This is a genomic window from Mycobacterium sp. 852002-51613_SCH5001154, from assembly GCF_001667425.1.
In the GTDB taxonomy this organism is placed as follows: Bacteria; Actinomycetota; Actinomycetes; order Mycobacteriales; family Mycobacteriaceae; genus Mycobacterium.
Map to the genome: position 1 here is coordinate 49,942 of NZ_LZII01000052.1, position 19,606 is coordinate 69,547.

Genomic DNA, 19,606 nt, shown 5'->3' on the forward strand with positions numbered 1-19,606 from the left:
GCTCACGAGACGCCAGACCGGCGGGTGGACTGCACCACGCCCCCGACCCGCTCGACCAGGATGGCCATCTCGTAGCCGATTTGACCGATGTCACACGACGTGGCGGCGAGCGTGGCCAGATGCGAGCCGTCACCGACGCGCATCAACAGCAGGTAGCCGTGTTGCATCTCGACCACCGACTGCAGCACCTGGCCGCCCTCGAACAGCTGCGCGGCGCCGGTCGCGAGGCTGGCCAGACCGGAGGCCACCGCGGCCAACTGGTCGGCGCGCTCACGTGGGAGATGCTCGCTGGCGGCGAGGGGCAGTCCGTCGACGGAGACCAGCAAGGCGTGCGCCACGCCGGGAACCTCGCGGGCGAACCGCGTCACCAGCCAGTCCAGTGAATTGTCAGGTGAATTCATTCCTGATCGGGCCCTTGAGTCGTGTCGCGGGCGTGCGACCGGCCGGTGCGCACGCCGCCGAAGTGATTACTGAAGGAGGCGCGAACCGCCTCGGGATCGCGCGCCGCCGCGGCGTGCTGCGGCTCGCGGGCGGAGTGGCTGCCACCGTTGGTTCCCTGGTCTTCCTCGGCCGGCTGGTCCTCCTCGGGCAGGCCCGTCCCGTTGGCCGTCCCCGGCACCAGCCGGGCGCCGGGCGTGCGCACCGGAAGGCCGTGCTCGGCGGTGCGTGATTCGACGGGCTTCTCCTCCGCCGCCGCCGCCAGCGTCCAACCGCGGTCCCACACCGACTGCCAGTCCAGGTCGGGGCTGTTGACCAGGTCGTGCGGGTCGCCGAGCATCTCCGACAGCATCCGCCGGTAGATCACGTCGTCGTCGGCCGGGGCGCTGTCGCTCTTGGGGACGGCCGGAATCGACGGGCCGGGCGCGCTCGGGGCGGGGGCCGCAGGCTTGTCGGCCTCCCGCGACCGCGCGGCGAAGAACGCCGACGTGTCCGACGCCGTCCGCGCCGGCGCGGGTTTGGGGTCCGGCTCCGCCGGGGTGCCGCTCTCCCACCACGGGGTGGGGAGTTCGCGCCGGTGCCGCTGGGGCTGCCGCTCTTCGGCGGGCACCTCGGTGATGCCGCTGGAACCGGGGTTGCGCCGCGGCAGCAGCGTGACCGGCGGTACGGGAGCCTCGGCGTGCGGGAGCGCCGGCTCGGGCCTGCGTTCCTCGGCCGGCGCGGCGAGTTGTGCGCTGGGGGACGAAACGGCCCGGATCCGCGTGGCTCGGACGGGCCGGGCCGCGCCCTCGAGGATGGTCGGCGGCAGGTAGATCTCCGCGGTGGTGCCGGAGCCCGTCTCGTTCGCCGCCGGGCCGCGCAGCCCCACCCGGATGCCGTGCCCCGCCGCGATCCGGCCGACCACGAAAAGCCCCATGTGGCGCGCGTTGTCGGGGCTGACCTCGCCCCCGGCCTGCAGCCGCATGTTCGCCATGCGGCGATCGGTGTCGTTCATGCCCAGGCCGGAGTCGGCGATCCGCACCACGACTCCCCCGTCCCCGCCGCGGCCCGCCGAGACCCGCACGGGAGTCGACGGCGGTGAGTAACGCAGGGCGTTGTCGATCAGCTCGGCGAACAGGTGAATGGCGCCGCCGGCGGCCGCGCCGATCAGCGTGCTGTTGTCGGGCAGTCCGGCGATTTCGACGCGGCGGTAATCCTCGACCTCGGACACCGCTGCGTTGAGCACCGTCGACAGCGGCACCGGGTCACGCTGGTCGCGGGCCAGCTGCGCGCCGGCGAGCACCAGCAGGTTGGCGCTGTTGCGGCGCAGCCGGGCGGCGAGGTGATCCAGCCGGAACAGGCTGTCCAGGCGTTCGGGGTCCTCCTCGTTGCGCTCCAGCCGATCGATGAGCGACAGCTGTTGGTCGACCAGCGACCGGCTGCGGCGCGACATGGTCTCGAACATGTCGTTGACCAGCAGTCGCAACCGCGCCTCGTCGCCGGCCAGCAGCAGGGCCTGGGTGTGCAGTTCGTCCACCGCGTGGGCGACCTGGCCGATCTCCTCGGTGGTGTACACCGGCAGCGGTTGCGGCGTCGGCTCGGCGCCGCCCGCCTTGACCCGGGCGATCTCCTCCTCGAGGTCGGTGTGGGCCACCTTGAGGGCGCCGTCACGCAGGATGCGCAGCGGCCGCACCAGCGCGCGCGCCACCAGCAACACGACGACCAGCGCGATGACGATGGCGCCCAGCACCAGGATGGTGTCCAGGATCGCGGCGTTGCGCTTGTCCGCGGCCTGCGCGTGCACCGACTTGGTCACCGACGCGGTGGCGTCCTTGATGACCTGTTCGGCGATGTCGTCGGTGGTCTGTATCGAGCGCAGCAGGTCGGGGTTGTCGACGAGCACGCTGGCCGGATCGGACATGATCGCCATCCGGGCCACCAGCTGCTGCTGCAGTGTCTTGGCTTCCGGCGATCCGGCGCCGAGCACTTCGCTCATCCCGAACAGGGTCGACGGCTCGGTCCCGGCCAGGGTGATCATCGAGGTCCGCAGTTGCGGCTCGGGCAGCTCGGCGCCGCGGGTGACGAGGATCTTCTGCATCGTCATCTGCCCGCGCGCCCCGACCGCCCGGCTCAGCCCCTCCGTCTGCGCGCGAATCTTCTCGTCGTCGACGCGCACCGACGCATTGATGACGTCCTCCGCGGTCAGCAGGATCGGGGCATACAGGGTCACCCGCTCCCGCAAACCGAGGCCGTTGTCGGACGCCTTGTTCACCAGCATCTGACCGCCGTCCAGCAGGTTGTTCACGCCCGAGCGCACTTCGGCGCTCACGTCGGTGTCGTGCAGCCGCGTGTCCAACTCGTACTTGCGCGCCTCGAAGTTCTTCTTGGCCCCCTCCACGTCGCGCCCGGTGCTGCCCGCCATCAGGGCGACGTCCAGGGCGGACATGTATTTGGTGACCACCGGGACCACGTCGGCGCGGGCGGCCGCGAGCCGCAGACCGCCCGCGTTCGCCATCGCGCCCTCGATGCGCAGCACCCCGAACACCGTCGCCAACACCAGCGGGACCAGCACAATCGCCAGCACTTTCCACCGAACCGGCCAGTTGCTCAGCGACCAGGTCGGCGGGCGTTTGTCCGGCGCCGGGTCGGTGGCGTGCGGCTGTGGGGATTCGGAGGCGGCCGCCTCGGCCGGGTTGGCCGGGCGGGCGAACATGGTCACGTCGCCACGGCCGTGCGACCGGCCGCCGCGCTGATGGTCAGCGCTCGAGAAATCGAGAGGCTCATGAGACTTCCTGCTTTATCCACCCGTACCACGCCAGATGGGCGCGAGCGCGTCAACGTGGCAATCCGACGAGTATGACAGCCCGCGGCCCAGGTCACCAGAATCGTTACTGAGCAGACAGGTCCCTCCAAGGTGGACCCGCGCACGGGCGGACGATTCTGGCAAACGGTTCCTACACCGGCCGGAGGACCGCGACGAGGAAATCCGAGCCATCGGCGAACGGTCGCAGGTCCCAGGTGGAGAGCAGCAGATCCGGCGCGAAGCCGGCCGCCGCCGCGTCGTCGAGGAAAGCGGCGAACGCGTAATCGCGGCCGGCGCCGAAGCCGATCGCCGCCCGGCCGTCGCCCTTGAGGTGGGCGCGCAGCCGGCCCAGCACCCGCCCCCGCGTGCTGGGGGCGAGGAAAGTCATGACGTTCCCGGCGGACACGATCACGTCGAACGGCTCGGCGATGCCGCGGGCGGGCAGGTCCAGTTCGGCGAGGTCGCCGACGAGCCAGCGCGGGCCGGGATGATCCTGCTCGGCCGCTTCGATGAGCGCCGGGTCGACGTCGACGCCAACGACGTCGTGACCGGCGGCGGCCAGGTACCCGCCCAGCCGGCCGGGGCCGCAACCCGCGTCGAGGATCCGGGCGCCCCGGGGCGCCATCGCGTCCACGAAGCGGGCCTCGCCGGCAAGGTCATCACCGGCGCGGGCCATCGCGCGGAACCGCTCGATGTACCACTGCGAATGTCCGGGATCGGCAGTGACTTTCTGCATCCAGATGCTCTGCTCGACCATGCGACCATTATCGCGTTGTGTTCAAGCTGATGTTCTACTCCCCGCGCATCGCCCCCAACACGGGCAACGCGATCCGGACGGCGGCGGCGACGGGCTGCGAATTGCATCTCGTCGAGCCGATGGGCTTCGACCTGTCCGAACCGAAGGTGCGGCGGGCCGGGCTGGACTATCACGACCTCGCGTCGGTGACCGTCCATGCCTCACTCGAGGCCGCCTGGGAGGCGCTCGCGCCGGCCCGGGTGATCGCGTTCACCTCGCACGCGCCCACCTCGTTCGCCGATGTCCGCTACCGGGCGGGCGACGTGTTGATGTTCGGGCCCGAACCCACCGGGCTGGACGCGGCGACGCTGGCCGACGCGCACATCACCGAGCAGGTGCGGATCCCGATGCTGGCCGGCCGCCGCTCGCTGAACCTGTCCAACGCGGCGGCCGTCGCCGTGTATGAGGCCTGGCGGCAGCACGGCTATCACGGGGCGCTCTGAGCGATGAGTTCCGGGCGCGGCGCGAGTCAGCAGTGACATGGCAACCTTCATCACGATCGGTTACGGCGACGAGGCCGGATACCACCAGTTGAGCGACGACCGCAGACAGGCCGCACACGCCCGCGACGACGAACTCAGCGCGTCCGGCGCGCTCGTCGCCCGAGCCGGAGACCCCGTGCAGGTGCGCAACCCGGACGGCACGGGGGTGCGGATCGAGCAGGGCCCCTTCCTCCGATCGGCGATGCCGATCGCGGGGTTCGCGGTGTTGGAGGCCGACGATCTCGACGCGGCGATCGAGCGGGTGAGTCAGACGCCCTGCGCGGTCGCGCACGGGGTGGTCGAGGTGTGGCCGCTTCAGACCTGATTACCAAGCGTCCCAATGGGTGACCTGCTCGGCGGGCAACCGCTTGGCGGGGCGGAAGTCGGTGCCCTTGGTGTAGGCGATCGGGAACAGCCCGCCCTGGCTGTATTTGTCGTAGGGAATGCCCAGCACGTCGGCCACCTGCTGCTCGCCGTCGCGCAGTAGGTGCAGCGTCGTCCAGCACGAGCCCAGCCCGCGGGAGCGCAGCGCCAGGCAGAAGCTCCAGACCGCCGGGAACAGCGAGGCCCAGAACGACACGCCGCCCAGTGGCGTCTTGTCCTCGCGGCCTTCGATACAGGGGATCAACAACACCGGCGCCTCGTGCATGTGCTCGGCGAGGTAGGTCGCGGAATCGCGGACCTTGTCCATCCGCTCGCCGCGGGTGTCCCCCTCGCCGTATTGCGGCGCCGGCGCGCTGAGGTAGCCGCGGGCGTTGGACAGATAGACGTCGCCGATCGCCTTCTTCTTCTCCGCGTCCTCGACGAACACCCATTGCCAGCCCTGTGAATTGGACCCTGTGGGCGCCTGCAACGCCAGGTCGAGGCATTCCACCAGCACCTCGCGGCCGACCGGCTTGTCGAAGTCGAGACGTTTGCGGACCGAGCGGGTGGTGGTGAGGACTTCGTCGACGGACAAGTTGAGGGTCATGCTTGGAGACTACCGATGCCGCAATCAGGGGTGTCGTTTCGGGACCGATGGCCGAAGCGTCTGTGACCAACGGCCCTACGTCGGGCCGCGGATATGCGGCGATAGTCGTCCCGAACAGCAGTTTCTGCATGACAGACATGAGGGGGCGATTGGCGATGCCGGCAGGCCACCAATCCGTGGATGCTCGCGTTCCCGCGCATTCCGGGAGTTCGCCACGGAACCGATTGGGCCGCAACGTTACTGCCGTTGAGCGCATCGGTGTCCTCGCGCTCGCCGTGTTCATCGTGGTGGCCGTGGGATGGGCGTCCAGGACGCCGAGCCACGCGATGCCCACCGGCGACAAGGGCCTGCCCGGGAAGTGGCTCGGAGATGCGCAGTGCTACGACGGCTCCAAGGGCACCGCGGCCCTGGAGGTCACCAGCGTCGTCTTCAACGAGTTCCACGGCAAGATGAGCTACTCACCGTGGGGCTTTTGCGAACAGTATCACGATGAATACCTCTGGGGCAGTGTGAATCCGGACGGCAGTCTGCAGGGCAATGTGTTCGCCGGAACCTATTTCTACAGCCGTACCAATGACTGGACGCTGCAATACAACTGGGACCAACAGTGGGGCGGCGTGGACAAATGGATCCACGGGCGGCTGGTCAAGCAGACCGGCGAACCCATGCCCGTACCGGCACAGCCCGCCAACTAGCTGGGAAGGATGAAGCAGATGAAAATTCTTGGTCGTGCGGCAATTTGGGCCGCAGTGGTGACGGTAGGACTCGGTATGACATCCGGGGTGCGTGCCAGTGCCGAAGACTATCTGTATGTGCATACCCAGACCGGAAGGACGCGGTGTTCCATCGGAACGCACGACGTTCTATGCGTGAGCCAAACCCTGGAATTGCCAGTAGGATTCGGCAACAACGCGGCACAGGTCGATGACACGGGCAAGTTGCAATACCTGGGCGTGGGTATGGTCGGCGACCCTGATCGCGATATCGTGCTGCATTACGGCGAGACGTATCACCTGCAGGGCTGGACGGTGCTGCCAACGGATCATGGCACCCGGTTCACCAACGACCGCACCGGCCACGGCATGTTCGTGAGCGTTCACGGGATCTATTCGTTCTGAGGCGCGAACGCAAGAGCCTCACCGGAAGTCGCGGGACTTCGAGCCGACGGCCAGGGTGATGCTGCCCAGCCGCTCGGCGACGACGGTGACTGCCCCGCTGGCGTTTTGGACCTGACCGCGCACCAGCATCGCCGGCGCGGCGTTGGCCAGCTTGCGGTGCCGCGCCCACACCGCCGGCGTACAGAGCACGTTGACCATGCCCGTCTCGTCCTCGAGGTTGAGGAACGTCACCCCCTGGGCCGTCCCGGGCCGCTGCCGGTGGGTCACCGCGCCGGCGATCAGCACCCGGTCGCCGTCGGGCACGCTGAGCAGCTGCGCGGCGGGAACCACGCCCAGCGCGTCCAGGTCCGCCCGCAGGAACTGCGTCGGATAGCTGTCCGGGGAGACGCCGGTGGCCCACACGTCCGCGGCGGCCAGTTCCAGCTCACTCATCCCGGGCAACGCCGGGACGTGCGACGACGAGCCCACACCCGGTAAGCGGTCCGGCCGTTGCGTGGCGGCCGCCCCGGCCGCCCACAGCGCCTCCCGCCGTGACATGGAAAAGCAGCCCAGCGCCCCGGCCGTCGCCAGCGCCTCGGTCTGCGGCACCGAGAGCTGCAGCCGGGTGGTCAGGTCCAGCAGGGATACGAAGGGGCCGTTGGCCTTTCGCTCCTGCACCAGCCGCTCGGCGAGGTCGTCACCGATGTGGCGGACGGCGCCCAGGCCGAGGCGGACCTCCGCCCCTTCGTTCTCGAGCGTGGCGTGCGCCAGGCTGGCGTTGACGTCGGGCCCGTGCACCGTCACGCCGTGCCGGCGGGCGTCGGCCACCAGCGACTGCGGCGAATAGAAGCCCATCGGCTGGGCGCGCAACAGCGCCGCGCAGAACGCCGCCGGGTGATGCAGCTTGAACCACGACGAGTAGAACACCAGCGACGCGAAGGACAGCGCGTGGCTTTCCGGGAAGCCGAAATTGGCGAAGGCCTCCAGCTTTTCGTAGGTCCGGTCGATGACATCGTCGGGGGCGCCGTGCAGCGCGCGCATGCCGTCGTAGAACCGGCCGCGCAGCCGTCGCATGCGTTCGGTCGAACGCTTGGAACCCATCGCGCGGCGCAGCTGGTCGGCCTCGGCGGCGGAAAAGCCGGCGCAGTCGACCGCCAGTTGCATCAGCTGCTCCTGAAACAGCGGCACCCCCAGCGTCTTTCGCAGCGCCGCCTCCATGGACGGGTGGTCGTAGGTGACCGGGTCGAGGCCGTTGCGCCGCCGGATGTAGGGGTGCACCGACCCGCCTTGGATGGGTCCTGGGCGGATCAGCGCCACCTCCACCACCAGGTCGTAGAAGATCCGCGGCCGCAGCCGGGGCAGGGTGGCCATCTGCGCCCGGGACTCCACCTGAAACACACCGACGGAATCGGCGCGGGCCAGCATCTCGTAAACCGCCGGCTCGGAGAGGTCGAGTTTGGCCAGGTCCACCTCGATCCCCTTGTGCTCTGCCACCAGGTCGATGGCGTAGTGCAGCGCCGAGAGCATGCCCAGCCCGAGCAGGTCGAACTTCACCAAACCGATTGCCGCACAGTCGTCTTTGTCCCACTGCAGAACGCTGCGGTTCTCCATGCGCGCCCACTCCACCGGGCACACGTCGGCGATCGGGCGGTCGCAGATCACCATGCCGCCGGAATGAATGCCCATGTGCCGCGGCAGGTTCCGGATCTGGTTCGCCAGATCGACCACCTGCTCGGGGATGCCTTCTATGTCGGGCGAGTCCGCCAGGCCGTTCCAGTGGCTGATCTGCTTGCTCCACGCGTCCTGCTGCCCCTGCGAGAAGCCGAGGGCGCGGGCCATGTCGCGCACGGCGATCCGGCCCCGGTAGGTGATGACGTTGGCGACCTGGGCGGCGTAGTCGCGGCCGTATTTGTCGTAGACGTACTGGATGACCTTTTCGCGCTCGTCCGACTCGATGTCCATGTCGATGTCGGGCGGCCCGTCCCGGGCGGGCGACAGAAACCGCTCGAACAACAGCTCGTTGGCCACCGGATCCACCGCGGTGACGCCCAAGGCATAACAGACCGCGGAATTGGCCGCCGATCCCCTGCCCTGACACAGGATGTTGTTCTCCCGGCAGAACCGGGCGATGTCGTGCACCACCAGGAAGTAACCCGGAAATGTCAGCTGCGCAATAACTTTCAGTTCGTGCTCGATCTGGGAGTAGGCGCGCGGCGCGGCATCGGCCGGTCCGTAGCGGTCCCGCGCCCCGGCCATGGTCAGCTGCCGCAGCCAGCTGTCCTCGGTGTGCCCGGCGGGCACGTCGAACGGCGGCAGCTGCGGCGCGATCAACGCCAGCCCGAACGCGCACTGTTCGCCGAGCTCGGCGGCGGCGGTCACCGCTTCGGGCCGCTGCCCGAACAGCCGGGCCATCTCCTCGCCGGATCGCAGGTGCGAGCCGCCCAGCGGGGCCAGCCACCCGGCGGCGGCGTCCAGGGACTGCCGCGCCCGGATCGCGCCCATCGCCATGGCCAGCCGCCGCCGCGACGGCCCCGCGAAATGCGCCCCGGTGGTGGCGACGACGCCGACGCCGAAGCGTGGTGCCAGCGCGGCCAGCGCCGCGTTGCGTTCGTCGTCGAGCGGGTGGCCGTGGTGGGTCAACTCGATGCTGACCCGGTCCGCACCGAACCGGTCCACCAGGTCGGCCAGCGCCCGCCCCGCCGCGTCCGGACCTTGTGACAGGGCTTGGCGCACATGGCCTTTCCGGCAGCCGGTCAGGATGTGCCAGTGCCCGCCGGCGGCCTCGGTCAGCGCGTCCAAGTCGTAGCGCGGCTTGCCTTTCTCCCCGCCGGCCAGGTGCGCCGCGGCCAGCTGCCGCGACAGCCGCCGGTAGCCCTCCGGGCCGCGGGCCAGCACCAGCAGGTGAGGGCCGGGCGGGTCCGGCGTCTCGGTGCGGGCCCCCGGCCCCAGGGACAGCTCGGCGCCGAACACGGTACGCAGCTCGAGTTCGGCGGCCGCTTCGGCGAATCGCACCGCCCCGTACAGGCCGTCGTGGTCGGTCAGCGCCAGCGCACGCAACCCCAGCCGGGCGGCCTCCTCGACCAGCTCCTCCGGCGTGCTGGCCCCGTCGAGGAAGCTGAACGCCGAATGCGCGTGCAGCTCGGCATAGGGAACGGACGAGCGGGCCCCCCGGGTGTCGTCCGGCGGTCGGTAGGTTCCGCGCTTAGGCGACAGGGGGGCGTCCTCCCCGGGTACCACCGGCACGCCGGCATGGCGCGGCTTGCCGTCGAGCACCCGCTCCATTTCCGCCCAGCTCGGCGGGCCGTTAAACCAACCCATACCAGCCCACAACCGCAGTCTATCGAATGTTTGTTCGAATTGCCTCCGACCCAGGACAACCGTTGTTAAACCGATCTTCAACTCCTAAACAAGGTCTTAACGCCGAGGGCCTAGCCCCGGCACCAACCCGGGCAGACACTGGTACCAGGGCAAAAAGTCGACCGCGGGGGCGAGCATGGCGCAGGTGAGGGCACTGGATGCGGCGTTCCTGACGGCTCAAGACCCCGATCAGCACGCCGGCCTCGCAACCGGCGCGGTGGCCATCGTCGACGGCGGCGCACCCGACTTTCAGCGCCTCAAAAGTATTCTGGCGGAACGCATTCGGGTCGACTGCCCGGAATTCGACCTCGCCCGCCACGTGCGCCGAATGGCGATTCCCCGACCGGGCGACGACGCCGAGCTGTCCCGGGCCATCGCGCACGCCCTCGAGCGCCCCCTGGGCTCGGATCGTCCGCCATGGGAATGCTGGGTGATCGAGGGCCTCAAGGGCAACCGGTGGGCGATCCTGATGAAAACGCATCACCGCCTCCTGGACGGCGACTCGCCCGCCCAGCTGCTCACCAGGCTGTGCGACGACGCCGATGTCGCTACCTTTGCCAATGACCCCGCATCCCAACAGGTCCCGCGGCAGCCGGTGCGGCGACAGGGCTGGTCCGATGTGCTGTGGCGGGCGTCCTGGACTGCAACCGGCGCCGCCCTCGGCGCGGTATGGCCCGTGCTGCAGGCGCACGACCGGGTCGCCACTGGGCGGCGTTATGCCACAGTGCGGGTCCCGATCGCCGACGTCGACCGCGTCTGCCGCAAGTTCGCTGTGGCCGTCAACGACGTCGCGCTGGCCGCCACCAGCGACGGCTTCCGGATGGTGCTGCTCGGGCGCGGCGAGGAGCCGCGGGCGGACTCGCTGCGTGCCCTGGTGCCGACGCCGATCCGTTCGCCGTATCTGCCGGTCGAAGGCGACGACCCGGTGCAGCGCTTGCGGACCGTGCAGACCAGGTGGAACGACAAGGAAACGGGCCCTCCGCCATCCGGGGGCATCGTCGGGTGGGTGCTCAATTCCTTGCCAACGGTGCTGCGGGACAGCGTCATCCAGTTGGTGACGCGGCTGCCGCAGCGCGCCATCGTCACGCTGGTGACCCATGCGCCCGGGCCCCGCCATCGGCTGCGCCTCATGGGCCAGACCATGGAGCGCTTGCTCCCCATTCCCCCGACCGACGTCCAGTTGAGCACCGGGGTCGCGGTGCTGAGCTACGGCGACGAACTCGTATTCGGCATCACCGCCGAGCCCGGTGCCACGTTTGACGTCAAGCAGTTGGCCGCCGGCATCGAACTGGGCATGGCGCGGCTCGTGGCGCTCAGCCAGGACTCGGTGCTGCTGTTCGGCGATCGCCGCCGCAAGCGGTCGCCGCGCGCGTTTCCCGGTCGCGCGCCGGGCGCGCGCCCACCCGCGCCGGGGCACGCGCGGCACTGACCCGCTCCCGGCCGGGCTGACCACCGTGAGAAGGTTGGGTCATGCCAGAGTCGGGGTCGGTCGTCATCGACCCGCGCCGCCATGACGCGGTGCTGTTCGACGCGCTCGACCCCACCCTGGACGGGCAACTGCGCGGGATCGGGGTCGGCACCGCGATCTTTACCGACGACCCGGTGGAAGCGGCCCGCCGGCTGCGGGTGCTTCCCGGCCGGTGCGTGGTCGTCACCGCCGACGAAGCGGGCGTCGAGGCGGCGCGCGCCGGCGGATTCGCGCTGGTCATCGGTGTCGACCGAGGGCAGGGCGGCGCGCTGCGGGACGCCGGCGCCGACGCGGTCGTCGCCGACCTCCGCGAGGTGACCGTGCGCACCGGGGACCGCCGGATGTCACAGCTGCCCGACGCGCTGACGGCCCTCGACGACCTGGCCGCGCGGCGGCCGGCGGTGTTCTTCGACTTCGACGGCACGCTGTCCGAGATCGTCAACGATCCGGATGCGGCCATCCCGGTCGACGGCGCCACCGAGGCGCTGCGGCAGCTGGCCGAACAGTGCCCGGTCGCGGTGCTGTCCGGCCGCGATCTGGCCGATGTGTCGAGACGGGTTGGCGTGCAAGGCATTTGGTATGCCGGCAGCCACGGATTCGAGCTGACCGCACCCGACGGCACGCACCACCAGAACGACGCCGCCGCCGCGGCCATACCGGTGCTGGAGCGTGCGGCCGGCGAATTGCGCGAGCGACTGGGCTCCATCCCGGGTGTGATGGTGGAGCACAAGCGATTTGGGGTCGCGGTGCACTACCGCAACGCCGGGCGCGACCGCGTCGGCGAGGTGGCGGCCGCGGTGCGCGCGGCGGGCCGGCGCGACGAGCTGCGGGTGACCACCGGCCGCGAGGTCATCGAGCTGCGGCCGGACCTGGACTGGGATAAGGGGAAAACGCTGCGCTGGGTGCTCGACCACCTGACCGGGGCGGAGTCGGGTCCGCTCACGCCCGTCTATCTAGGCGACGACATCACCGACGAGGACGCGTTCGACGCGATCCACGACGGCGGCGTGCCCATCCTGGTGCGGCACGACGACGACGGCGACCGCGCCACCGCGGCAGAGTTCGCGCTGGACAGCCCCGCGCGCGCCAGCGAGTTCACCGCCCGGCTGGCGCGCGAGCTGTCCCGTTAGGCCTGCACGTACTCCACCGCACCGTCGTCGAGCACCACCCGCGTCCCGACGCCCTCGGCGCCGGACGCCTCGGTGCGGAACACCGCCTTGCCCGGCTCGGTGCGCCAGATCAGCGTGGTCAGCGTCTCGCCGGGAAACACCGGCGAGGTGAATCGCGCCGCAATCGAGGTGATGTTGGCTGCGACCCCGCCACCCAGCTCGGCGAGCAGCGCGCGACCCGTCACCCCGTAACTGCACAGCCCGTGCAGGATCGGCTTGGGGAAGCCGGCCATCTCGCGAGCGAACCACGGGTCGCTGTGCAGCGGGTTGCGGTCACCCGAGAGCCGGTAGATCAGCGCCTGGTCCTCCCGGGTGGGCAGCGCGACCCGGGCGTCGGGCTCGCGGTCGGGGATCTCCGGGGCCACCGGCCGCTGACCCGGCATGCCACCGAACCCGCCCTCGCCCCGGATCACCAGGGTGGTGAGCGTCTCGGCGATCAGCTTCTCCGAGTCGGGGTCCGTGCCCCGGCCGCGCAACACCAGGATCGCGTTCTTGCCCTCGCCCTTGTCCTGGATGTCGGCGACCTCGGTGACCACCGACAGCTTCCCCGTGGGTGGCAGCGGCGCGTGCAGCCGGATTTCCTGCGAGCCGTGTAACAGCATGGCCCAGTTGAACGTTCCGACCTTGCCGGCCGCCCCGAACGCCGGGCAGCAGATCACCGCATAGGTGGGCAGCACCTGCTGGTCGATGCCGTGGCTGTTCTCGGTGGTGAACGACAGGTCGTCGAGGCCGGCGCCGACGCCGAGCGCGTACAGCAGGGTGTCCCGGTCGGTCCATTCGAACAGCATCGGTTCGGTCACCGCGCCGACGGCACTCGGGTCAATCGCCATCTGAGTCTCCTTCGCCTCTATTTTCTCCACCTAACCATCGCAAACCCTTCCCACCGATGCCGTCGGCAGGGCAGGCTATCGACATGCCGAAGCGCAGCTTGGTCCGGAATGTCTCGAAGGCGGTCGCGGCGCTGACCGCAGTCCTCATCGTCGGTGCCTGCGGCGGATCGCCCCAGGCGCGCAGCATCACGGTGACGTTCATCCGGCACGCCCAGTCGGAATCCAACGCCAGCGGGATCATCGACACCTCGGTGCCGGGCCCCGGCCTGACGCCCGAGGGGCAGGGGCAGGCCCAACAGATCGCGCACCAAGCGGGCCGCAAGGACTACGACGGCATCTACGCCTCCACCATGGTCAGAACCCAGCAGACCGCAGCGCCGCTGGCCTCCGAGCTGGGCAAGCAAGTCGAGGTGCTGCAAGGCATCCAGGAGATCAACGCCGGTTGGTTCGAGGGCAAGCCGATCGCGCAAGAGAACGCGACGTACCTGTTGGCGCCGGCGGACTGGCTCAGGGGTGACATGCAAGACAGCATCCCGGGGTCGGTCAGCGGTAAGCAGTTCAACGAGGGTTTCACCGCCGCCATGCAGAAGGTCTACAACAGCGGCCAACACAATCCGGTGGTGTTCTCGCACAAATTCGCCATCGAGTACTGGACGCTGATGAACACGAAGAACGCCAAGGACACCCTGCTGACCAGCCACCCGCTGCCCAACACCGGGCGCGTGGTTATCACGGGGAACCCGATGACCGGCTGGACCCTGGTGGAGTGGGACGGCATCCGGGACTTCCACAGCTGACTGGATCAGTGGGTTGACGTGGGCGGTCGCCAGCCGCCACGATGGCTCCATGCGTTATGTCGTTACCGGCGGTACCGGGTTTATTGGTCGCCGCGTCGTCGACCGTCTGCTGGAGACGCGGCCCGATGCGCAGGTGTGGGTGCTGGTCCGGCGGCAGTCGCTGGGCCGCTTCGAACGGCTCGCCGCCGAGTGGGGTGAGCGGGCGAAACCACTGGTCGGGGTGCTACCGGAGCTGGAGCTGACCGACGAGACCCTCGCCGAGCTGGGCCGCATCGATCACGTGGTGCACTGCGCGGCCATCTACGACATCACCGCGGGCGAAGCCGAGCAGCGGGCCACCAACGTCGAAGGCACCCGCGCTGTCATCGAGCTGGCGCAGCGGCTGGGGGCGACGCTGCACCACGTGTCCTCGATCGCCGTGGCCGGCGACTTCCGCGGCGAGTACACCGAGGACGACTTCGACGTCGGCCAGCAACTCTCGACCCCGTATCACCAGACCAAGTTCGAGGCCGAGCTGCTGGTGCGGTCGGCACCCGGACTGCGCTATCGGATCTACCGCCCGGCGGTGGTGGTGGGCGACTCGCGCACCGGCGAGATGGACAAGGTCGACGGGCCGTACTACTTCTTCGGCGTCCTGGCCAAGCTGGCGCTGTTGCCGTCGTTGACGCCCATCCTGCTGCCCGACACCGGGCGCACCAACATCGTGCCGGTCGACTACGTCGTCGACTCGCTCGTCGCGCTGATGCACTCCGAGGGTTCCGACGGCCGCACCTTCCACCTGACCGCCCCGAAAACCGTTGGGCTGCGCGGCATCTACCGCGGCGTCGCCAAGGCGGCCGGGCTCCCGCCGGCGCGCGGGTCGCTGCCCGGCTCGGTCGCCGCCCCGGTGCTCAAGGTGCGCGGGCGGGCCCGGGTGCTGCGCAACATGGCGGCCACCCAGCTGGGGATCCCGGCCGAGGTTTTCGACCTCGTCGACCTCAAACCCACCTTCGTCAGCGACCAGACCCGGAAAGCGTTGCGCGGCACCGGCATCGACGTGCCCGAATTCTCCAGCTACGCGCCCCAGCTGTGGCGGTACTGGGCCGAGCACCTCGACCCGGACCGGGCGCGCCGCGACGATCCGAAGGGACCGCTGCGCGGCCGGCACGTCATCATCACCGGCGCGTCCAGCGGCATCGGCCGGGCGGCGGCGATCGCGGTCGCGGAGCGCGGGGCGACGGTGTTCGCCCTGGCCCGCAACGCCGAAGCGCTGGACGAGCTGGTCGCCGAGATCCGCGCCAGCGGCGGTGACGCCCACGCTTTCAGCTGCGACGTCACCGACTCCACCTCGGTCGAGCACACCATCAAGGACATCCTGGGACGGTTCGACCACGTCGACTACCTGGTCAACAACGCCGGCCGGTCGATCCGCCGCTCGGTGGTGAACTCGACCGACCGGCTGCACGACTACGAACGGGTGATGGCGGTCAACTACTTCGGCGCGGTGCGGATGGTGCTGGCGCTGCTGCCGCACTGGCGCGAGCGCCGCTTCGGTCACGTGGTCAACGTCTCCAGCGCCGGCGTGCAGGCACGCAACCCCAAGTACAGCTCGTACCTGCCCACCAAGGCGGCGCTGGACGCGTTCGCCGACGTGGTCGGCTCGGAGACGCTGTCCGACCACATCACCTTCACCAATATCCATATGCCACTGGTTCGTACGCCGATGATCGCGCCGTCGCACCGGCTCAACCCGGTGCCCGCGATCAGCCCGGAACGCGCGGCCGCCATGGTGGTGCGCGGCCTGGTGGAGAAGCCGACGCGCATCGACACCCCGCTGGGCACGCTGGCCGAAGTCGGCAATTACTTCGCGCCGCGGACGTCGCGGCGCATCCTGCACCAGCTCTATCTGGGTTATCCCGACTCGGCCGCCGCCCGCGGCTTGGCCACTGAACCGGCGGCGGCTCCACCGCGCAAACCGAGGCGCCCGGCGCGGGGCGTCACCCGCGGCATCCGGACACCGCGACCGGTCAAGCGCTTGGTGCGCCTGGTGCCCGGGGTGCACTGGTAGGTCAGCGCGTTTCGGGCGCGTCCGATTGCGGTATTCCGGCGCGATGACGCGGACTCTTTCGGGGAAGCGGGCCGACGCCGATCCGGTGGCCGCCGCGGCCCGCCAGGTCGCCACGACGGGCGCCGCGGTGGTGTCCTCGTTCGACATGACCCGAAGCCTGGGCGCGGGCCGCGAAGAATGGACCCGGTTCGCCCGGCACTGGCCGCATCTGGCCCCCGACCCCTACGCGGCGGAGCTTGGCGTGCAGCGGCTGCGCCGCTACGGGCAGTACTCGTTTCGCGATGGCCGGCTGCGCCCGATGCCTAGGCGCGCGTTCGTGCAGCCGGAGGACTCCAACCCGCTCTACATCGGCAGGGGCCGCGACTTCGAGCCGCTGACCGACGCGTTCGCCCGGGACCCTTTGTTGCACAAGGTGATAGGACTGCTGGCCCGGGTCGCCTCGGCGCTCGACGATGTGGCGGACTGGAACGTCAAGGTGCATCCGTTCCGCACCCGGTCGTCGACGGACGAGGGCGCGCATCCGACGCCAGAGGGCATGCACCGCGACGGCGTCACGCTGGTCACCTCGCTGCTGGTCGGACGGCGCAACGCCATCGGCGGCGAAAGCACGGTGTGCGACCTGGACGGCAGGCAGCTGCTGGCGACGACGCTGGCCGAACCCGGCACGCTGATGCTGGGCGACGACCGCCGCACCCTGCACGGCGTCTCCCCGATCCGGCCCATCGACGGCTCGGGCCCGGCGCAGCGCGACGTCCTGGTGATCACCTTCGCCTCGGGCTGGCGGTAAGCGTCGGTATCGTTGCGGCGGTGGCCCCAGTTTTCGTCGACGTCGACACCGGCGTCGACGACGCGCTTGCGTTGATGTATCTGTTCGCCAGCCCGGACGCTGATGTGGTCGGCATCGCCTCCACCGGGGGAAACGTTGGGGTGCAGCAGGTTTGCCAGAACAACCTGGGCCTGCTCGAGCTGTGCGGCGTCACCGGCGTGCCGGTCTCCAAGGGCTCCAAGGAGACCCTGACCGGGCCGATGCGCCTGCCGTCAAAGGTCCACGGCCCCAGGGGATTGGGTTATGCCGACCTGCCGTCCACGGATCGTCGCCTCACCGACCACGACTCGGCGACCGCCTGGGTGCGCGCCGCGCGCGCCTTTCCCGGTGAGCTCATCGGCGTGGCGACCGGCCCGCTGACCAATCTGGCGCTGGCGCTGCGCGCCGAACCGGCATTGCCGACGCTGCTGCGCCGCCTGGTCATCATGGGCGGTTCCTACGATCACCGAGGCAATACCACCGCGGTGGCCGAATGGAACATCAGCGTGGACCCCGAGGCCGCGGCCGAGGTACTGGCGGCCTGGGACCCCGAAACCGTTGGCCAAGAGCGTCTTCCGGTCCTATGCGGCCTGGACCTGACCCGCAAGGTGGCGATGACGCCCGATCACCTCGCCAGGTTGGCGGATGCCGCGGGGTCGACGGCCACGCCGATGAGCGCGGACGACGAGCCCGGCACCCGGTCGACGGCGTCCAACCCGTTGATCCGGGTGATCGAGGACGCGATGCGGTTCTACCTGGAGGCCTACCACGACATCGGCCACGGATACCAGGCACATCTGCACGATCCGCTGGCCGCCGCCGTGGCGCTGGACCCCGGGCTGGTCACCACCCGGCCCGCGACGGTCGACATCGAGCTGACGGGGACCCTGACCCGCGCCATGACGGTGACCGACTGGTCGGGGCGGCGGGAACCGAATGCGCTGATCGGGATCGACGTGGACGCGGCGGCCTTCTTCGACCGTTTCATCGAGCGGGTTGGACCGTTTGCGCGCCGGTTACCCTGTACGCCATGAAGATTCGTTTCATCGAGGTTCTGCGCGCGGGATGGGGCACCGTGCTGCTGGCCGCCCCGTCGGAGGTGCTGAACCACATCCACGGGGTGCAGGTCGACGGCAAGGCGCTCGTCGTCACCCGGATCCTGGGCGCGCGTCACCTCGCCCAGGCGCTGCTGTCGGGCATCAACCCCGGCCCGGAGGTGCTGGCCGCCGGCGTCTGGGTCGACACGGTGCACTCGATCACCGCTCTCGGCCTGGCGGTGGTCGATCGGCGCCGGGCGCGCGGCGGGGTGACCGACGCCGCCGTCGCGGCGTCGTGGGCGGGCCTGGGCTGGCGCCACCTGCGGGCGGGCAAGGCCAGGACGGACGGCGTTCGCGGGCGCGATCGGTTGGCCCGCACGGTCGTGGGTGCGCTGCCCGGCGGTGGCCCGCTGATGGCGCAGGCGCAGGCGGTCCGCGCCGAGCCGTCCTAGGGCGCGAGTCGTTCGCACCGGTGGGTGTGGGTGACGGCCACGGTCATGGCACCGGCGGCCGGTCCGCCTGGGCGCCCGCCGTGCATGAACGTCATTTCTGCAACGTGAACTGATTGACGTCGATGTATCCGATACGGAACATCTCGGCGCAGCCGGTCAGGTATTTCATGTACCGCTCGTAGACTTCCTCGGATTGCAGCGCGATGGCCTGGTCCTTGTGGGCTTGCAGTGCGGCAGACCAGATGTCGAGCGTCTTCGCGTAGTGCGGTTGCAGCGACTGGACGCGACTTACCGTGAAGCCATTCGCGGTGGCGCGTTCTTGCACCATCGGTATCGAGGGAAGCCGCCCGCCCGGGAAGATCTCGGTGACAATAAATTTGACGAATCGGGCGAATGCGAACGACATGGGCATGCCGCGTTCGACCATCTCCGTCGGATGCAGCCCGGTGATGGTGTGCAGCAGCATGATCCCGTCTGCGGGCAGCAGGTCATGCGCCAGGGTGAAGAACGCGTCGTAGCGGTCGTGCCCGAAGTGTTCAAAGGCGCCGATGCTGACAATCCGGTCGACGGGCTCGTCGAACTGCTCCCAGCCTCGCAGCAGAATCCTCGCGGAACGTGGGCTATCGGATTGGGCGATCAGCTGCTCGACGTGATTGGCCTGGTTGCGGCTCAGGGTGAGGCCGACGACGTTGACGTCGTACTTTTCGAGGGCGCGCATCATGGTGGCGCCCCAACCGCAGCCGACGTCGAGCAACGTCATGCCCGGTTGCAACCCAAGTTTGCCGAGGGCGAGGTCGATCTTGGCGATCTGCGCCTCTTCCAGCGTCATGTCGTCGCGCTCGAAGTAGGCGCAGCTGTACGTCTGGGTCGGGTCGAGGAAAAGCCTGAAGAATTCGTCCGACAAATCGTAGTGGGCCTGCACATCGTCGAAGTGCGGCGTTAAATCAGTACCCTCGGGGGGCTCCGACGTCGTAGGCATTGTGACAGCCTAGTCGCCGATTTGAGCATCCCGGAAACAGTGAAGTCTCCCGTTTGCTTCGGCATCGATACCGGCGAGGACGATGCAGTGACTAGGGATA

18 protein-coding genes are annotated in these 19,606 nt (G+C 69.6%); 11 read left to right on the top strand and 7 right to left on the bottom strand.

Annotation, left to right across the window (positions count from 1 at the left end; translation table 11 throughout):
• Nucleotides 1–2 precede the first annotated feature (2 nt).
• The 3 genes from A5750_RS13330 to A5750_RS13340 all read right to left on the bottom strand — a co-directional run bounded on the left by A5750_RS13330 (nt 3) and on the right by A5750_RS13340 (nt 3,977).
• Nucleotides 3–401, bottom strand: a complete 399-nt coding sequence (locus tag A5750_RS13330; protein WP_066945476.1) for a serine protease inhibitor — start codon at nt 399–401, stop codon at nt 3–5.
• On the bottom strand, nt 398–3,130 hold the full coding sequence (locus A5750_RS13335) for an ATP-binding protein (RefSeq protein ID WP_066945920.1): 2,733 nt from the start codon (nt 3,128–3,130) through the stop codon (nt 398–400). The genes A5750_RS13330 and A5750_RS13335 overlap by 4 nt, the downstream gene beginning before the upstream one ends.
• A gap of 241 nt (nt 3,131–3,371) precedes the next feature.
• Nucleotides 3,372–3,977 (bottom strand): bifunctional 2-polyprenyl-6-hydroxyphenol methylase/3-demethylubiquinol 3-O-methyltransferase UbiG, encoded by a 606-nt coding sequence (locus A5750_RS13340; protein ID WP_066945478.1) that lies wholly within the window; start codon nt 3,975–3,977, stop codon nt 3,372–3,374.
• 17 nt (nt 3,978–3,994) lie between these two features.
• Between A5750_RS13340 and A5750_RS13345 the strand changes: the two genes are divergently transcribed.
• Both A5750_RS13345 and A5750_RS13350 read left to right on the top strand, forming a co-directional pair.
• Nucleotides 3,995–4,459 carry a tRNA (cytidine(34)-2'-O)-methyltransferase gene (locus tag A5750_RS13345; protein WP_066945481.1) on the top strand — a complete coding sequence of 155 codons (465 nt, stop codon included), beginning with the start codon at nt 3,995–3,997 and terminating at the stop codon, nt 4,457–4,459.
• 37 nt (nt 4,460–4,496) lie between these two features.
• Entirely contained in the window at nt 4,497–4,823 is a 327-nt protein-coding gene (locus A5750_RS13350) for a YciI family protein (protein ID WP_066945484.1), read from the top strand.
• Here the strand turns inward: A5750_RS13350 and A5750_RS13355 are convergent, their stop codons facing one another.
• On the bottom strand, nt 4,824–5,468 hold the full coding sequence (locus A5750_RS13355) for a nitroreductase family protein (RefSeq protein WP_066945487.1): 645 nt from the start codon (nt 5,466–5,468) through the stop codon (nt 4,824–4,826).
• A 224-nt stretch (nt 5,469–5,692) separates the two neighbouring features.
• Here A5750_RS13355 and A5750_RS13360 point away from each other — a divergent pair, with 224 nt between their 5' ends.
• Both A5750_RS13360 and A5750_RS25865 read left to right on the top strand, forming a co-directional pair.
• On the top strand, nt 5,693–6,163 hold the full coding sequence (locus A5750_RS13360) for a hypothetical protein (RefSeq protein WP_066945490.1): 471 nt from the start codon (nt 5,693–5,695) through the stop codon (nt 6,161–6,163).
• A gap of 9 nt (nt 6,164–6,172) precedes the next feature.
• Nucleotides 6,173–6,586 carry a hypothetical protein gene (locus A5750_RS25865; protein WP_156659121.1) on the top strand — a complete coding sequence of 138 codons (414 nt, stop codon included), beginning with the start codon at nt 6,173–6,175 and terminating at the stop codon, nt 6,584–6,586.
• Nucleotides 6,587–6,604: 18 nt separating this feature from the next.
• Here A5750_RS25865 and A5750_RS13370 read toward each other — a convergent pair whose 3' ends face one another.
• A complete protein-coding gene (locus A5750_RS13370) occupies nt 6,605–9,883 on the bottom strand; it encodes an error-prone DNA polymerase (RefSeq protein ID WP_066945497.1) in 3,279 nt (1,092 codons plus the stop codon).
• Nucleotides 9,884–10,058: 175 nt separating this feature from the next.
• Here A5750_RS13370 and A5750_RS13375 point away from each other — a divergent pair, with 175 nt between their 5' ends.
• Together A5750_RS13375 and otsB are read left to right on the top strand one after the other, a co-directional pair.
• Entirely contained in the window at nt 10,059–11,351 is a 1,293-nt protein-coding gene (locus tag A5750_RS13375) for a wax ester/triacylglycerol synthase domain-containing protein (RefSeq protein ID WP_066945500.1), read from the top strand.
• 41 nt (nt 11,352–11,392) lie between these two features.
• Nucleotides 11,393–12,520 (top strand): trehalose-phosphatase, encoded by a 1,128-nt coding sequence (gene otsB, locus A5750_RS13380; RefSeq protein ID WP_066945503.1) that lies wholly within the window; start codon nt 11,393–11,395, stop codon nt 12,518–12,520.
• On the opposite strand, the gene A5750_RS13385 is transcribed toward otsB, so the two are convergent.
• Complete coding sequence (locus A5750_RS13385) at nt 12,517–13,389, bottom strand: MaoC family dehydratase (protein WP_066945923.1); 873 nt, start codon at nt 13,387–13,389, stop codon at nt 12,517–12,519. The genes otsB and A5750_RS13385 overlap by 4 nt on opposite strands.
• Nucleotides 13,390–13,472: 83 nt before the next feature.
• On the opposite strand from A5750_RS13385, the gene A5750_RS13390 reads away from it, so the two are divergent.
• From A5750_RS13390 to A5750_RS13410, 5 genes are read left to right on the top strand one after another with little or no spacing between them, the layout of a single operon-like run.
• Nucleotides 13,473–14,186, top strand: a complete 714-nt coding sequence (locus A5750_RS13390) for a histidine phosphatase family protein (protein ID WP_066945506.1) — start codon at nt 13,473–13,475, stop codon at nt 14,184–14,186.
• A gap of 49 nt (nt 14,187–14,235) precedes the next feature.
• Complete coding sequence (locus A5750_RS13395) at nt 14,236–16,233, top strand: SDR family oxidoreductase (RefSeq protein ID WP_066945510.1); 1,998 nt, start codon at nt 14,236–14,238, stop codon at nt 16,231–16,233.
• A 43-nt stretch (nt 16,234–16,276) separates the two neighbouring features.
• Complete coding sequence (locus A5750_RS13400; RefSeq protein WP_066945513.1) at nt 16,277–17,020, top strand: 2OG-Fe dioxygenase family protein; 744 nt, start codon at nt 16,277–16,279, stop codon at nt 17,018–17,020.
• A gap of 20 nt (nt 17,021–17,040) precedes the next feature.
• The gene (locus A5750_RS13405; protein ID WP_082948041.1) at nt 17,041–18,072 is read left to right on the top strand and encodes a nucleoside hydrolase; all 1,032 of its coding nucleotides are present in this window, start codon (nt 17,041–17,043) and stop codon (nt 18,070–18,072) included.
• Nucleotides 18,069–18,527 (top strand): hypothetical protein, encoded by a 459-nt coding sequence (locus tag A5750_RS13410; protein ID WP_066945516.1) that lies wholly within the window; start codon nt 18,069–18,071, stop codon nt 18,525–18,527. The genes A5750_RS13405 and A5750_RS13410 overlap by 4 nt, the downstream gene beginning before the upstream one ends.
• 91 nt (nt 18,528–18,618) lie before the next feature.
• Here the strand turns inward: A5750_RS13410 and cmaA1 are convergent, their stop codons facing one another.
• Nucleotides 18,619–19,506, bottom strand: a complete 888-nt coding sequence (cmaA1, locus tag A5750_RS13415) for a cyclopropane mycolic acid synthase CmaA1 (RefSeq protein WP_066945519.1) — start codon at nt 19,504–19,506, stop codon at nt 18,619–18,621.
• Nucleotides 19,507–19,606: the final 100 nt, after the last annotated feature.